Origin of the sequence: Geodermatophilus aquaeductus, assembly GCF_900182545.1 — a bacterium.
GTDB lineage: Bacteria > Actinomycetota > Actinomycetes > Mycobacteriales > Geodermatophilaceae > Geodermatophilus > Geodermatophilus aquaeductus.
Map to the genome: position 1 here is coordinate 345,328 of NZ_FXTJ01000003.1, position 14,887 is coordinate 360,214.

The 14,887-nt window shown below is 73.7% G+C and carries 10 protein-coding genes; 6 read left to right on the forward strand and 4 right to left on the reverse strand.

Translation table 11 applies throughout. The features are described from left to right. Nucleotides 1–5: 5 nt before the first annotated feature. Nucleotides 6–2,897, reverse strand: a complete 2,892-nt coding sequence (gene leuS, locus FN207_RS10520; protein ID WP_142458435.1) for a leucine--tRNA ligase — start codon at nucleotides 2,895–2,897, stop codon at nucleotides 6–8. 271 nt (nucleotides 2,898–3,168) lie between these two features. Here leuS and FN207_RS10525 point away from each other — a divergent pair, with 271 nt between their 5' ends. The 4 genes from FN207_RS10525 (at nucleotide 3,169) to FN207_RS10540 (ending at nucleotide 8,480) form a co-directional block, all read left to right on the forward strand. Continuing rightward, the gene (locus tag FN207_RS10525; RefSeq protein ID WP_246065968.1) at nucleotides 3,169–5,385 is read left to right on the forward strand and encodes a putative bifunctional diguanylate cyclase/phosphodiesterase; all 2,217 of its coding nucleotides are present in this window, start codon (nucleotides 3,169–3,171) and stop codon (nucleotides 5,383–5,385) included. A 73-nt stretch (nucleotides 5,386–5,458) separates the two neighbouring features. After that, nucleotides 5,459–6,529, forward strand: coding sequence for a hypothetical protein (locus tag FN207_RS10530; protein WP_142458436.1), 1,071 nt, complete (start codon nucleotides 5,459–5,461; stop codon nucleotides 6,527–6,529). An 82-nt stretch (nucleotides 6,530–6,611) separates the two neighbouring features. Beyond that, entirely contained in the window at nucleotides 6,612–7,586 is a 975-nt protein-coding gene (gene lipA, locus FN207_RS10535; RefSeq protein WP_142458437.1) for a lipoyl synthase, read from the forward strand. 51 nt (nucleotides 7,587–7,637) lie between these two features. Continuing rightward, on the forward strand, nucleotides 7,638–8,480 hold the full coding sequence (locus tag FN207_RS10540) for a DUF4191 domain-containing protein (protein WP_142458438.1): 843 nt from the start codon (nucleotides 7,638–7,640) through the stop codon (nucleotides 8,478–8,480). A gap of 36 nt (nucleotides 8,481–8,516) precedes the next feature. Here the strand turns inward: FN207_RS10540 and FN207_RS10545 are convergent, their stop codons facing one another. From FN207_RS10545 to FN207_RS10555, 3 genes are read right to left on the reverse strand one after another with little or no spacing between them, the layout of a single operon-like run. Continuing rightward, a complete protein-coding gene (locus FN207_RS10545) occupies nucleotides 8,517–10,205 on the reverse strand; it encodes an MFS transporter (protein WP_142458439.1) in 1,689 nt (562 codons plus the stop codon). A gap of 45 nt (nucleotides 10,206–10,250) precedes the next feature. Next, nucleotides 10,251–10,748 carry a GNAT family N-acetyltransferase gene (locus FN207_RS10550; protein WP_142458440.1) on the reverse strand — a complete coding sequence of 166 codons (498 nt, stop codon included), beginning with the start codon at nucleotides 10,746–10,748 and terminating at the stop codon, nucleotides 10,251–10,253. Further along, nucleotides 10,745–11,167: an RDD family protein gene (locus tag FN207_RS10555; protein ID WP_142458441.1), complete on the reverse strand. Its 423-nt coding sequence runs from the start codon at nucleotides 11,165–11,167 to the stop codon at nucleotides 10,745–10,747. The genes FN207_RS10550 and FN207_RS10555 overlap by 4 nt, the downstream gene beginning before the upstream one ends. 168 nt (nucleotides 11,168–11,335) lie before the next feature. Between FN207_RS10555 and glnA the strand changes: the two genes are divergently transcribed. Then, entirely contained in the window at nucleotides 11,336–12,769 is a 1,434-nt protein-coding gene (glnA, locus tag FN207_RS10560; RefSeq protein ID WP_142458442.1) for a type I glutamate--ammonia ligase, read from the forward strand. A gap of 306 nt (nucleotides 12,770–13,075) precedes the next feature. Next, nucleotides 13,076–14,878 carry an alkyl/aryl-sulfatase gene (locus FN207_RS10565; protein WP_142458443.1) on the forward strand — a complete coding sequence of 601 codons (1,803 nt, stop codon included), beginning with the start codon at nucleotides 13,076–13,078 and terminating at the stop codon, nucleotides 14,876–14,878. Nucleotides 14,879–14,887 lie beyond the last annotated feature (9 nt).

Below are 14,887 nucleotides of genomic sequence, written 5' to 3' on the forward strand. Positions count from 1 at the left end.
CCGCGTCAGCCGACGACGAAGTTGACCAGCCGCCCGGGCACCGCGACGACGCGCCGCACCGTCTTGCCGGCCAGCTGCGCGGCGACCCGCTCGTCCTCGCGCGCCGCCGCCTCGAGGGCCGCGGCGTCGGCGTCGGCCGGCACGGTCACCTGCGCGCGCACCTTGCCGTTGACCTGCACGGCGACCTGCACGGTGTCCTCGACCAGCCACCGCTCGTCGGCCACCGGGAACGGCGCCCACGCCACGGACTCCTCGTGCCCCAGCCGCGCCCACAGCTCCTCGGCCAGGTGCGGGGCCAGCGGCGCCACCAGCAGCACCAGCGGCTCGGCCACCGACCGCGGCACGGGTGAGTCGGCGCCGTAGGCCGCGGTCAGCGCGTTGGTCAGCTCGGCGATCCGGGCGATCGCCACGTTGAACCGCAGCGTCGCCATGCCGTCGCGCACGCCGGCGATCGCCTTGTGCAGCGCCCGCTGGACGTCGTCGGACGGGGTGGCGTCGCCGGCGCGGACCGCGCCGGACTGCTCGTCGACGACGACCCGCCAGATCCGCTGCAGCAGCCGCTGCGAGCCGACCACGGCCTTGGTGTCCCACGGCCGCGACTGCTCCAGCGGCCCGGTCGACATCTCGTAGACCCGGAAGGTGTCGGCCCCGTACGCGCCGATCATCTCGTCGGGCGTGACCATGTTCTTCAGGGACTTGCCGATCTTCCCGTACTCGCGGTTGACCGGCTTGCCCTCGTAGAGGAACCGCCCGTCCTCCTCGACCACGTCGGCGGCGGGCACGTAGAAGCCGCGCTCGTCGGTGTAGGCGTAGGCCGAGATGTAGCCCTGGTTGACCAGCCGCCGGAACGGCTCCTCGCTGGACACGTAGCCCAGGTCGTGCAGCACCTTGTGCCAGAACCGGGCGTAGAGCAGGTGCAGGACCGCGTGCTCCATGCCGCCGACGTAGAGGTCCACGCCGCCGACGTCGCCGGGCGTCCGCGGGCCCAGCCAGTAGCGCTCCAGCTCCGGGTCGACCAGCTGTGCGTCGTCGGCGGGGTCCAGGTAGCGCAGGTAGTACCAGCACGAGCCTGCCCAGTTGGGCATCGTGTTGGTCTCGCGGCGGTAGGGCTTCACGCCGTCGCCCAGGTCGAGCTCGACGGTCGTCCACTCGGCCACCCGCGACAGCGGCGGCTCGGGCGCGGACGTGGCGTCGTCGTCGGCGAAGGTCTTCGGCGAGTAGTCGTCGACGTCGGGCAGCAGCACCGGCAGCAGCGACTCGGGCACCGCACGCGGCAGGCCGTCGGCGTCGTACACGATCGGGAACGGCTCGCCCCAGTAGCGCTGCCGGCTGAACAGCCAGTCGCGCAGCTTGTAGGTGGTCGTGGCCTCGCCGTGCCCGCTGGCCACCAGCCACTCGGTCACCCGCGCGATGGCGGCGGCCTTGTCGGTCAGCCCGTCCAGCGACACGTGCTCGTTCGACGAGTTGATCATCGGGCCGCTGCCGGTGTACGCGCCGCCGTCGAAGTCGGCGGGCGGCTGCACGGTGCGCACCACCGGCAGGCCGAAGACCTGCGCGAACTCCCAATCGCGGGTGTCCTCGCCGGGGACGGCCATGATCGCGCCGGTGCCGTAGCCGGTCAGCACGTAGTCGGCGATGAACACCGGCAGCTCGACGCCGGTGACCGGGTTGGTGGCGGTGACGCCCAGCCAGACGCCGGTCTTCTCCCGGCTCTCGTTCTGCCGGTCGAGCTCCGAGCGCCGCGAGGCCTGCCGCTGGTAGGCCTCGACGGCCTCCCGCGGGGTCGTCGCGCCGGCGGTCCAGCGCGGGTCGGTGCCGTCGGGCCACACGTCGGCGGTCAACTCGGCGACCATCGGGTGCTCCGGCGCCAGCACCATGTACGTGGCGCCGAACAGCGTGTCCGGGCGGGTGGTGAAGACCTCGATGGTCTCGTCGCCGCAGCTGAAGCCGATCCGCGCGCCGGTCGAGCGGCCGATCCAGTTGCGCTGCATCTGCTTGACCGAGTCCGACCAGTCCAGCCGGTCGAGGTCGGCCAGCAGCCGCTCGGAGTAGGCGGCGATCCGCATCATCCACTGGGTCAGCGGGCGCCGGAACACCGGGAAGTTGCCGCGCTCGGAGCGGCCGTCGGGGGTGACCTCCTCGTTGGAGAGCACCGTGCCCAGGCCCGGGCACCAGTTGACCGGCGCCTCGTGCAGGTAGGCCAGCCGGTGGGCGTCGACGACCTTCCGCTTGTCGACGTCGGACAGCTCCGCCCACGGCCGCCCCGAGGGGTTGGTGCCCGGCGCGGGCTCGCGGGTTCCGGCGTCCAGCTCGGCCACCAGCTCCTCGACGGGGCGGGCGCGGCCGGACTCCTCGTCGAACCAGGCACCGAAGATCTTCAGGAAGATCCACTGGGTCCACTTGTAGTAGCCCGGGTCGATCGTGGCGAAGGTGCGGCGCTCGTCGTGGTCCACGCCCAGCCGGCGCAGCTGCGCCCGGATCGCCGCGATGTTGGCCTCGGTGGTGATCCGCGGGTGCTGCCCGGTCTGCACGGCGTACTGCTCGGCGGGCAGGCCGAAGGCGTCGTAGCCCATCGGGTGCAGCACGTTGTCGCCGTCCATGCGGCGGAACCGGCTGGTGACGTCGGTGCCCAGGTAGCCCAGGGGGTGCCCGACGTGCAGGCCCGCACCCGAGGGGTACGGGAACATGTCCATGATGAAGGTCTTGGGCCGGTCGGCGACCCGGTCGAAGCCGGCGGAGAGCCGGCCCACGGGGTTGGGCGTGTGGAAGGTCCCCTCGCGCTCCCACCGGTCCTGCCACTCCAGCTCGATCCGCTGGGCCAGGGCCGGGGTGTAGCGGTGCGGGGGGACGCCCTCCTCGGCCGGCTCGGTCGTGGGCTGGCTGGCCGTCTGGCTCATCGCGGTGCTCCCGGGGTCATCCGTCGGCGGACATGAAAAGACCCCTCACGCAGGAGGGGTCGCCGTGCTGCCTGATCGGTCAGGTCAGCACGGCCGCAGAAGCAGCTGTCCGCCGGTCACACCCCGAGTCTAGCGCCCGGCGGCTCACCCGGAGGGGTCGGTCACGGACGCCGGACTGCACTTCGGGGCCGCATCTGCCGTTGTCGCATCCGTGCGACGCGGTCCGCAGTCCCCCCGGCGTGCCGGGACCGATCCCCGCGACCTCCTCCTGGTGGTCGCGGCCTTCGGCGTGACCGCCTTCGCCACCGGCGTGGGCCCACGGCCCGGCGGCGCGGTGTGGGACGTCCTCTACGACGTCGTCGTCTACCACGTGCCCTGGGTGGCGGCCGCCGCCGCGTGCTGGCTGACCGCCCGTCGTGCACCGCGCGAGGCGCTCGCCTGGCGGGCCCTGGCCACCACGCTCACCGTGGGCGCCGTCGGCAACGTCGCCCGCATCATCGAGACCGGCTCGGCCGGCACGACGCCGTCCGCGGTCGGCGACACCTGCGTCGCCGTCGCCTACGCCAGCCTCTACGTCGCGCTGTTCGTCCTCATCCGGGCCCGGGTCACCCGCTTCCTGCCGAGCATGTGGCTCGACGGCGTCGTGGGCGCCCTCGGCACCACGGCGGTCGGCACCGGTTTCCTGCTCGGCCCGTACATGACCGACGCCGCCAACGTCTCGGTGCTGCAGCTGGCCTGGCCGGCCGCCGACGTCCTGCTCCTGGCGCTCGTCGTCGGCGTCGGCGCGATCGTCGGCGTGCACCTCGACCGCACGCTGCTGCTGGCCGGCGCGTCGGTCGCCCTCTTCTGCGTCGCCGACGTCGCCCTGTTCGCGCTCAGCGCGGCGGGCCGCTACTCCGACGGCGGTCCCCTCGAGCTGATCTGGCTGGCCGGCGTCCTGTGCGCCGCGATCGCCGCGCAGCGCACCACCGGCGACCCGCAGCCGCGCGACGCCGACCAGGGCGTCCGCATCACCTGGCGGCTCGTCGCGCTGCCGCTGGCCGGCACGCTCGCCGCCCTCGTCGTCCTCGCCGCCGGCTACGGCGACGACCTGCCCGACAGCGCCGGGTGGCTCGCCGTCGGCTGCGTCCTGGCCGCGCTGGCACGCACCGCGGTCACCTTCAGCGAGGTCCGGTCCTTCACGGTGGTCCGCCAGGAGGCGCGCACCGACGAGCTCACCGGGCTGCCCAACCGCCGCGCCCTGCTCGAGCGGGCCCGCGCCGTCGTCGCCGGGGCGAGCACCGCCTCCCCCGCCGCGCTGCTGCTGCTCGACCTCGACGGCTTCAAGGAGGTCAACGACAGCCTCGGGCACGGCGCCGGCGACCAGCTGCTGTGCCAGGTCGGACCGCGGCTGGCCCCGGCGCTGCGCCCCGGCGAGGTGCTCGCCCGCCTCGGTGGCGACGAGTTCGCCGTCCTGCTGCCCGACGTCGACCTCGACGCCGCCGCCGAGCGCGCCGGCATCGTGCACGACCTTCTGCGGCAGCCCTTCGAGGTCGACGGCATCCGGCTGCACGTCGGCGTCAGCATCGGCGTCTCGACCGCGCCGGTCCCCGCCGACGACGTCCAGGAGCTGCTGCGCTGCGCCGACGTCGCCATGTACGCGGCCAAGACCGAGCGCACCGGCGTGCACGTCTACGTCCCCGACCCGAACAGCGGCTCCGGCGAGCGGCTGCGCACGATGGAGGAGCTGCGCACCGCCCTGGTGTCGGACCAGCTCGACGTCCACCTGCAGCCGCAGGTCGCCATGGACGACGGCCGCGTGGTCGGCGTCGAGGCGCTGCTGCGCTGGCACCACCCCGAGCGCGGGCTGCTCTCGCCGGCGCACGTGCTGCCCGCCGCCGAGCAGGCCGGCCTGCTGCGCCCGCTCACCGACACCGTGCTCGAGCGCTCGCTCGACGCGGTGGCGCAGTGGTGGGACGAGCACCGGGTGCCGGTGTCGGTGAACCTGTCGGCGGCCAACGTGGCCGACATCGACCTGCCCGGCAAGGTCGCCGCGAAGCTCGCCCGGCGCGGGCTGCCCGCCGCCGCGCTCACCCTGGAACTGGTCGAGGACACCCTCATGGCCGATCCCGAGCGCGGCCGGTGCGTGCTCGGCGAGCTGCGCCGCCTCGGCGTGCGCACCTCCATCGACGACTACGGCACCGGCTACAGCTCGCTGGCCTACCTGCGGCGGCTGCCCGCCGACGAGCTCAAGCTCGACCGCAGCCTCACCGCCGACGTCGACGTCGACGAGCGCGCCGCGGCGATCGTCCGGCACACGGTCGCGCTCGCCCACGACCTGGGCCTGAGCCTGGTGGCCGAGGGCGTCGAGGACGTCGCCACCGCCCGCCGCCTGGCGGCGCTGGGCTGCGACGTCGCGCAGGGCTACGCCGTCGCCCGGCCGATGCCGGTCGAGGACCTCCTGCACTGGCTGTCGGCCGAGCGCAGCGGGCTGCTCCGCTCGGTCTGAGCGCCCGCGGGGGTGTGCCGGTCCGCCGGAGCGGGCAGGATGACCGGAGTCGATCAACCCGGAGGTGCATCCCGTGTTCCGCACACAGTCCCGCGGCCAGGTCATCCAGGCCGAGCTCCAGGAGGGGCTGAACCACCTCGGCGTCGCCGTCACCGAGGCCGGCCGAGCCGCCGCGGAGCAGCTCGGCCCGCGGATGGACGCCGCGTTCGAGGCGGCCGGACCGGTGCTCGACGCCGCCCGCGTGGCGGTCGCCCCCAAGGTGGCCGCCGCCGTCGCCGTGGCCGCGCCCGCCGTCGCCTCCGCCCGTGAGGCCCTGACGCCACGGGTGGACGCCGCCCGCGACGCCGCGAGCCCCGTCCTCGAGGCCGCCCGCGAGCGGGTCGACGCCGCCGTCGTGGCGCTGACCCCGCGCGTCGTCGCCGCCCGCGAGGCCGCCGCCCCCACCGTCACCTCGGCGCTGACCGCCGCCGGTGCCGCCGCCGCGAAGGCCGCCGCCGACCTCGCACCGCGCGTCGAGGCCGCCTCGGCCGCGACCCGCAAGGCGTTGGCCAGCGAGGTGGCGCCCCGCGTGGCCGCCGCCCGCGACACCGTCGTCCCCGCGCTGGAGAACGCGCGCGGCACCCTGGTGGCCGGCGTCGGCACCGCGCTGGGCGAGCTGGAGAACCGCCGCGCCGAACTGGTGTCGGGGACCCAGAAGGCGGGCAAGAAGACCAGGCGGAAGACCGCCAGGAAGGCCGCGCACGTGAAGCGGACGGTGGCCGTCGAGCAGGGGTCGCGGCGCTGGCCGTGGCTGCTGGTGGCACTCGCGGTCGGTGCGGCCGCGTTCGCGGTCCTCCGCCGCAGGAAGACGGACCCGTGGACGCCGGCCCCGGCCGGTGACGGGCCCGTGCCGAGCTACCGAGAGGACCCCGTGCCCAGCTCACCGAGCAACGACAACGCCGGCAAGACCGTCTCCGACGCCCAGTTCGTGGCGGGCGACTCCGCGCCCGCCGAGGACGACATGGGCATCCGCGACGCCCAGTTCGTCGCGGGCGACGGCGGGGCCGGCGAGACCGACCCCACGCAGACCGCCCCCGAGCCGTTCACCAGCGGCGGCGGGGCCGACGAGGGCCCGACCGCCGGTCCGGCGGCCGGCCAGGCCTGAGCCGACCCGCACTCCCGCAGACCGCCCCCGCCGCCTCCCGAGGCAGCGGGGGCGGTCCGCGTCCGGGGGTACCGTGGGGATCATGAGCGAGACGGTGACGACCAGTACCTCCGAGCCGTCCCCCACCGGCCCCGCCGGCCGCAAGCTCCTGCGCCTCGAGGTGCGCAACAGCCAGGTGCCGATCGAGCGCAAGCCCGAGTGGATCAAGACCCGGCTCAAGACCGGGCCGGAGTACACCGAGCTCAAGTCGCTGGTCCGCCGCGAGGGCCTGCACACCGTCTGCGAAGAGGCCGGCTGCCCCAACATCTACGAGTGCTGGGAGGACCGGGAGGCCACCTTCCTCATCGGTGGCGACCAGTGCACCCGCCGCTGCGACTTCTGCCAGATCGACACCGGCAAGCCCGCCGACTTCGACGCCGACGAGCCGCGCCGCGTGGCCGAGAGCGTCGCGGCGATGCAGCTGCGCTACGCCACCGTCACCGGCGTCGCCCGCGACGACCTGCCCGACGGCGGTGCGTGGCTCTACGCCGAGACGGTCCGTCAGATCCACGCCGCCGTCCCCGGCTGCGGCGTCGAGCTGCTCATCCCCGACTTCAACGCCGACCCCGCGCAGCTCGCCGAGGTCTTCTCCTCCCGGCCCGAGGTCCTCGCGCACAACGTCGAGACGGTGCCGCGGATCTTCAAGCGCATCCGGCCCGGCTTCCGCTTCGAGCGGTCCCTGTCGGTCATCACCGCCGCCCGCGAGGCCGGGCTGGTCACCAAGTCCAACCTCATCCTCGGGATGGGCGAGGAGCCGCACGAGGTCGTCGAGACCATGCGGGCGCTGCACGACGCCGGCTGCGACCTGCTGACGATCACCCAGTACCTGCGGCCCTCGCCGCGGCACCACCCCGTCGTCCGCTGGGTCAAGCCCGACGAGTTCGTCGGCTTCCAGCAGCAGGCCGAGGAGATCGGCTTCCCGGGCGTCCTCGCCGGGCCGCTGGTGCGCAGCTCCTACCGCGCTGGCCGGCTCTACCAGCAGGCCGTCGAGGCCCGCGGTCTCACCACTCGGGGCTGACCGGCCCGCGGGCTCCCCGGGCCCGGCGCCGCACGCCCCTATCCTGGGGACATGGCACGCAGCAAGCCCACAGACTCCGCTCCCGCCGGCAACGCCGGGCGGGGCCCCGCCGCGGGACGCGGCCGGTCCTCGGGCGCTGGAGCCACCGCGGTCGGCAAGGGCAAGGCCGCCAAGCCCGCGAAGACCGGCAAGGACGGCGAGCCGAAGGTCGGCCGGCTGAAGAAGGTCGGCAACCAGGTCCGCCTGCTCAAGCAGGCCTACTCGCTCACCAGCAAGAACGACCCCAAGCTGCCGTGGCTGATGCTCATCGCCTTCGTGGTGGTGGCCGGCGTCGTCGAGCTGCTGGCGATCCTGTTCGGGGCGCCGTTCCTGTTCCTCCCGATCGCGATCGTCTTCGGCGTGCTGGCCGCGATGATCGTGTTCGGCCGCCGGGCGCAGGGGTCGGCCTACCGTCAGGTCGAGGGTCAGCCCGGCGCCGCCGCGTGGGTGCTCGAGGGCATGCGCGGCGACTGGCGCGTCTCGGCCGGGGTCGCCGGCACCGCCCAGCTGGACTCGGTGCACCGGGTGCTCGGCCGCCCCGGCGTGATCCTGGTCGCCGAGGGCTCCCCCGCCCGGGTCCGCGGCCTGCTCGCGCAGGAGAAGAAGCGGATCGCCCGCGTCGTCGGCGACACCCCCATCTACGACATCACCGTCGGCGACGAGGAGGGGCAGGTGCCCCTGCGCCGGCTCAGCACCCACGTGATGAAGCTGCCGCGCAACCTCTCCGCCGGTGAGGTCAACACCCTCGGCCGGCGCCTGGCGGCCCTCGGCGGCGCGCGTCCCCCGGTCCCCGGCGGTCCGCTGCCCGGCGGCCGGCAGATGACGGTCAGCCAGCGGCAGGTCCGCCGGCGCTGACCTCCGACTCCCCGGCGGAGAGTCGCCACCGGGCCGTCAGCGGCTGATCCCGGGCGGCTGCTCGTCCTCCGGTGAGTACCGGCCCAGCATCGTGTCGACGCCCGTCTCCGCCTCCCGGGCGCTCGGCGTGTAGCCGAGGACGACCGGGAGGAAGTGGTCCGAGCTCAGCACCTGGAGCCGGAGCTCGCTCGCCGCCCGCACGGTCGCCGTCCGGCGGACGCTCCGGAGCAGTGCGATCTCCCCGAAGCCCTCCCCGCGGCCGAGGGCCGCGACGGCGTGCCCGTCGCCGATGACGTCCGCTCGGCCGGACTCGATCAGGTAGTAGCGGTCGCCGGTGTCGCCCTGCTCGAAGACGACGTCGCCCGCGGGCACGGTGAGCGGTTCCAGGCGACGGGCGAGCTGCTCGACGGCGGGCAGGGGCAGCACGCTGAGCATCGGGACCGCCCGCAGCAGGCCGATGTCCCGGTCGCGGACGCCGAGGGACCGGTCCATGCGCCGCAGCCGCCGCCAGGACGCCGCGGCGGCGAGCGGGCACAGCAGGCCGACGGCGACCAGTGCCGGGCGGACGCCGATCTGCTCGACCAGCAGCGCGGCGCCGATCGCCCCGACGCCCATGGCCAGGGCGACCAGGCTCTCCAGCACGCCGAAGACCCGCGCCAGGACGTCGTCGGGGGCGCTCCGGGCGAGCAGCGTGAACCCGCCGACGTCGATCAGCGCGTTCCCGACGCCGACGCAGGCCAGCAGGACCAGCGCCGCCGCCTCCTGCGGGACGACGCCGACCAGCGTGACCGGCAGACCCCACAGCACCACGCCCAGGGCGAACCAGGCACCCAGCCGCCGCGTCCCGACCAGCAGCGACGCCGCCAGCGAGCCGAGGACCGCGCCCGCCCCGATCGCGGCCGTGAGCGTGCCGACTCCCGGCTCGCCGGTGCCGAGAAGGTCGATGGCGACCACCACGGTCAGCACGGTCAGCGCGCCCTTGGTGAACGTCTGCGCCGCGGCGAGGCCCACGATGAGCGCCAGGTCGCGGTTGCCGGCGACGGCCCGCACGCCGTCGACCGCCTCACGCACCAGGTGGATCTCCGTCGAGGCGGACGGCCGCGGGGGTGCGTCGTAGCGCAGCCCGAGCAGGAGGGCGGCCGCCCAGAGGGACGCGCCCGCCGAGACGGCGAACACGACCGTCACACCGGAGAACTGCAGCAGCACCGCGGCCAGGAGCGGCCCGGCCAGCGTGGCCACGGAGTCCAGGAACCCGCGGACCACGTTGGCGCTGGCCAGCTCGTACCCGGTGTGGCACAGCGACGGGAGCAGCGCCGAGTGCGCCGGCCGGAACAGCGTCGCGGCGACCGTCGACACCACGGCCAGCGCGTAGACGATCTGCGGCGGCCCGCCCACGCCGACGACGACCGCGGCGGCGGCGGTGGCGGCGCCGCGCACCGCGGACACCAGGACCAGGACGCGCTCCCGGCGTCCCCGGTCGGCCAGCGGGGACAGCAGCGGGGTCAGCACCGCCGACGGCACCATCCGGAGCAGCCCGACCAGCCCGACGGCCGTCGCCCCGCCGTCCCGGTAGGCCACGATCCCGAGCCCCACGGTGAACGCCCACTCGGCCGTCCACGCCCCGAGGAAGCTCAGCTGGGCCCGGCGGAGGGCGGGGTTGCGGGCGTTGCTGGTGAAGGCGGCTGTGGCGGCGGCGAGCCTGCCGCGCCCGCCCCCGTGCGCCATCCGGCGACGCTACCGCCCTCCGGGCCGTGCGCGGGGGACGGCGGTTCAGAGGCGGTCGAAGGGCGCGGCGTAGCGGAAGGTGCCGCGCCCCTCCGGGCCGCCCAGCCGGCGGGCCTGGAAGTGGGCTCCCCACGCCGGGTCGGGCGGCTCGACGCCCAGTTCCGAGGCGCGCACGAAGCCCGCGCGCGAGTAGAAGGCCGGGTCCCCGAGCAGCGCGACCAGGGACTCCCCCGTGGCCTCGGCGACGGCGACCAGCGCGTGCACCAGCACCGCCCCGATGCCCCTCCCCTGCCGGTCCGGCCGCACGCCGAGCGGCCCCAGCCCGACGGCCGGGACACCGTGCGGCTCGATGCGGCCGCGGGTGCCGACGACGTGGCCGACCACGTCGTCCCCGTCGACGGCGACCAGCGACAGGTGCGGCAGGAAGCCGGCGTCCTCCCGGAGCTCGGCGAGCAGGCGGGCCTCGACGTCGGTGGGGAACGCGGCGCGGTGCAGCGCGTCGACGGCGCCGACGTCGGCCGGCCGCTCGCGCCGGACGATCACCGGTCGTGTACGACGGCGGTGTCGGTGAGGCGGTCGTGCAGCCCGCGGCCGTCGGCGTCCACGACCAGCGCGGGCACGAGCAGCATCAGCAACCCGGTGCGGACGACGGCGCGCCACAGGGCCAGGCGGGCGGCCGGCCGCGGATGGGCCAGCCGCAGGCCGGTCAGCTTCATGCCCGGCGTCTGTCCGGCCACCACGAGGGAGACGACGTAGACCACCGCGAACGACAGCAGGCTCCAGTTGCCCGGCAGGTCCGGCGCGGTGAAGAAGGCCGCGACGACGGCGGAGAGGAACGCGTCGACGAGGAAGGCGACCACCCGCGTGCCGAAGGACGCGAGTGATCCGGGGCCGCTCGAGGGCAGCCCCAGGGAGGCGCCCCGCCGTCGCTCCTGAGAGGGTGGCTGCGCGTCCCCGACCATGCCCACCAGCGTAGGACCTGCCCGCTGCCGCCCCGTCCGACCAGCGGCGACGACGTCCGGCCCGACACGCCGGGGGCGTTGTTACCGCGCTGAAACAGACGGGACACCCCGGGGCAACCCCCCGGCCATAGGTTCGCAGACGGCTGTCCGCCCACTCCCGGAGGATCGATGTTCACCAGTCCCGACGAGGTCGCCGCCTACATCCGCGACAACGACGTCGAGTTCGTCGACGTGCGCTTCTGCGACCTGCCCGGCGTCATGCAGCACTTCACCATCCCGGCGTCGACGTTCGGTGAGGACACCTTCTCCGACGGTCTCGGCTTCGACGGCTCGTCGATCCGCGGCTTCCAGGCGATCAACGAGTCGGACATGCTGCTGCTGCCCGACGCCAACAGCGCCTTCCTCGACCCGTTCCGCAAGCACAAGACGCTGAACGTCAACTTCTTCATCCACGACCCGATCACGCGCGAGGCCTACAGCCGCGACCCGCGCAACGTGGCGAAGAAGGCCGAGGCGTACCTCGCCAGCAGCGGGATCGCCGACACCGCCTACTTCGGGCCGGAGGCGGAGTTCTACATCTTCGACTCCATCCGGCACTCGACCGGCATCAACGAGGGCTACTACCACATCGACTCGGTCGAGGGCTCCTGGAACTCCGGGGCGCTGACCGGCGAGAACGGCGGTCCGAACCTCGGCTACAAGACCCGCGCCAAGGGCGGCTACTTCCCCGTCGAGCCCTTCGACCACTACAGCGACCTGCGCGCCACGATGATGGCCAACCTCGCCGGCGTGGGCCTCGAGCTCGAGCGCGGTCACCACGAGGTCGGCACCGGCGGCCAGGCCGAGATCAACTACAAGTTCGACACGCTGCTGCGTGCCGCCGACAGCCTGATGCTGTTCAAGTACGTCATCAAGAACACGGCCTGGCAGGCGGGCAAGACCGTCACCTTCATGCCCAAGCCCCTCTTCGGTGACAACGGCTCGGGCATGCACTGCCACCAGAGCCTCTGGAAGGACGGGGACCCGCTCTTCCACGCCGAGACCGGTTACGCGGGCCTGTCCGACACCGCCCGCCACTACATCGGCGGCCTGCTGGCCCACGCGCCGTCGCTGCTGGCCTTCACCAACCCGACGGTCAACAGCTTCCACCGCCTGGTGCCCGGCTACGAGGCCCCGATCAACCTCGTCTACTCGGCCCGCAACCGCTCGGCCTGCTGCCGCATCCCGATCTCCGGCGACAACCCGAAGGCCAAGCGCATCGAGTTCCGCGTGCCCGACCCGTCGGCCAACCCCTACCTCGCCTTCTCGGCGATGCTGATGGCCGGCCTCGACGGCATCAAGAACAAGATCGAGCCGCCGGCGCCGGTGGACAAGGACCTCTACGAGCTGCCGCCCGAGGAGGCCCTGGGCATCGAGAAGGTGCCCGCGTCGCTGGACGCCGTCCTCGACCGGCTCGAGGTCGACCACGAGTACCTCATCGACGGCGGGGTGTTCACCCCCGACCTGATCGAGACGTGGATCGAGTACAAGCGGGAGAACGAGATCGACCCGATCCGCCTCCGCCCGCACCCGCACGAGTTCGCGATGTACTACGACATCTGATCCTCCGTAGGCGACAGGGCCGGTGATCTGCGCGAGCAGGTCACCGGCCCTTCTCGTGCTCTCGATCTGCTCTCAGCGCTGATGGTCTTCCGCGCTTGAGCGGGAGCGGAGCACCGCCTCGACGACTGACCTGGTGGCCCCGTCCCGGTCGGCCACAGGCGTCCGTAGGCGTTCAGCGTCGTGGTGGCCGAGCCGTGCCGGAGCCCCTGGTGCCTGCGCTCATCCGTCGAGGGTGATCCCCGCAGGCGAGGCCCGAGGCACGGTCCCTCTCACAGCCGACAGCCGGTCGTGGAGTGGGGATCTCGCATGGTGCTGGACCTTGCCGACAGGACGGACTTCGACAACGCCGACCGCGGCTTCATCGCGGCCCTCGACCCGGGAGTCGTGAAGGACGCCTCCGGTCGCGTCGTCTGGGACATCGACGCCCACACCCGTGCGTCGGCCGGTGACTGCCCGCCGACCGTGAACCCGAGCCTGTGGCGGCAGTTCCAGCTCACCTCCAAGCAGGGGCTGTACGAGGTCACCGACGGCATCTACCAGGTCCGCGGCGCCGACCTGTCGAACATGACGCTGGTCGAGTCCGACTCCGGGGTGATCGTCATCGACCCGCTCATCTCCCAGGAGTGCGCGGCCGCGGCGATCGCCCTCTACCGGGCGCACCGGGGCGACCGCGCGGTCACCGCGGTGATCTACACGCACTCGCACATCGACCACTTCGGCGGGGTCCTCGGCGTCGTCGACCCCGACACCGACGTTCCGATCGTGGCGCCCGAGGGCTTCCTCGAGCACACCGTGTCGGAGAACGTCTACGCCGGGACGGCGATGCTGCGGCGCGGCATGTACCACGCCGGGCCACTCCTGGACGTGGGGCCGACCGGCATGGTCGGTGTCGGACTCGGCCCGGCCGCCTCGACCGGCACGGTCGGCCTGGTCGCCCCCACCGTCGACATCACGGCCACCGGGCAGGAGGCGGTCCTGGACGGTGTCCGGATCGTCTTCCAGCTCACGCCCGGCACCGAGGCGCCGGCCGAGATGAACTTCTCCTTCCCCGACCGCCGCGCGCTGTGCCTGGCCGAGAACGCCACGCACAACCTGCACAACCTGCTCACCCTGCGCGGCGCTGAGGTCCGCGACGCCCGCGGCTGGTCGCGCTACATCGCCGAGGCCATCGAACTGTTCGGCGACGACGCCGAGGTCGCATTCGCCTCCCACCACTGGCCCACCTGGGGCCGGGAGCAGATCGTCCGGTTCCTCACCGAACAGCGCGACCTCTACGCCTACCTGCACGACCAGACCCTGCGCATGCTCAACCAGGGTCTGGTCGGCAGCGAGATCGCCGAACAGATCGAGATGCCCCCGGAGCTGGACCGCGCCTGGCACACCCACGGCTACTACGGCTCGGTCAGCCACAACGTCAAGGCCATCTACCAGCGCTACCTCGGCTGGTACGACGGCAACCCCGCGCACCTGTGGCAGCACCCGCCACAGGCCGCCGCCCAGCGGTACGTCGAGGTCATCGGCGGCGTCGGGGCCACCGTCGACCGGGCACGGGAGTTCCTCGACCGCGGCGACCTCCGCTTCGCCGCGGAACTCGCCTCGCACGCCGTCTTCGCCGACCCCGATCACACCGACGCCCGGACCGTGCTGACCGAGGCGCTCCAGCGGCTCGGCTACGGGTCGGAGTGCGCGACCTGGCGGAACAACTTCCTCACCGGCGCCCTCGAGCTGCAGCACGGCATCGCTCACACGGCGATCACCGCGAGCGCGGGGCTGGCCCCGGCGATGACGATCACCCAGCTCTTCGACGCCCTGGCCATCCGCGTCGACGGGCCGAAGGCGTGGAACGAGCGGTTCGCCCTCACCTGGGAGATCACCGACAGCGGCGAGCGCTACCGGATGGAGCTGAGCAACGGCGCGCTGGTGCACCACCCCACCCGCCAGGACCGCGGCGCCGACCTCACGGTCAGCCTCACCCGCCAGCAATTGCTGGGCCTGCTGGCCGGCGCCGGACACGACGGGGTCGGCATGACCGGCGACAGCAGTGTCCTGCCCAAGCTGCTGTCGATGCTGGACAACCCCGATCCGGACTTCCCGATCGTCACGCCCTGAGACCGGGAA

Excerpts from the sequence above, each read along its gene's own strand:
- FN207_RS10545 (WP_142458439.1), bottom strand. The coding sequence starts at position 10,205 with ATGGCGCACGGGGGCGGGCGCGGCAGGCTCGCCGCCGCCACAGCCGCC.
- glnA (WP_142458442.1), top strand. The coding sequence starts at position 11,336 with ATGTTCACCAGTCCCGACGAGGTCGCCGCCTACATCCGCGACAACGAC.
- leuS (WP_142458435.1), bottom strand. The coding sequence starts at position 2,897 with ATGAGCCAGACGGCCAGCCAGCCCACGACCGAGCCGGCCGAGGAGGGC.
- FN207_RS10565 (WP_142458443.1), top strand. The coding sequence starts at position 13,076 with ATGGTGCTGGACCTTGCCGACAGGACGGACTTCGACAACGCCGACCGC.
- FN207_RS10540 (WP_142458438.1), top strand. The coding sequence starts at position 7,638 with ATGGCACGCAGCAAGCCCACAGACTCCGCTCCCGCCGGCAACGCCGGG.
- FN207_RS10555 (WP_142458441.1), bottom strand. The coding sequence starts at position 11,167 with ATGGTCGGGGACGCGCAGCCACCCTCTCAGGAGCGACGGCGGGGCGCC.
- lipA (WP_142458437.1), top strand. The coding sequence starts at position 6,612 with ATGAGCGAGACGGTGACGACCAGTACCTCCGAGCCGTCCCCCACCGGC.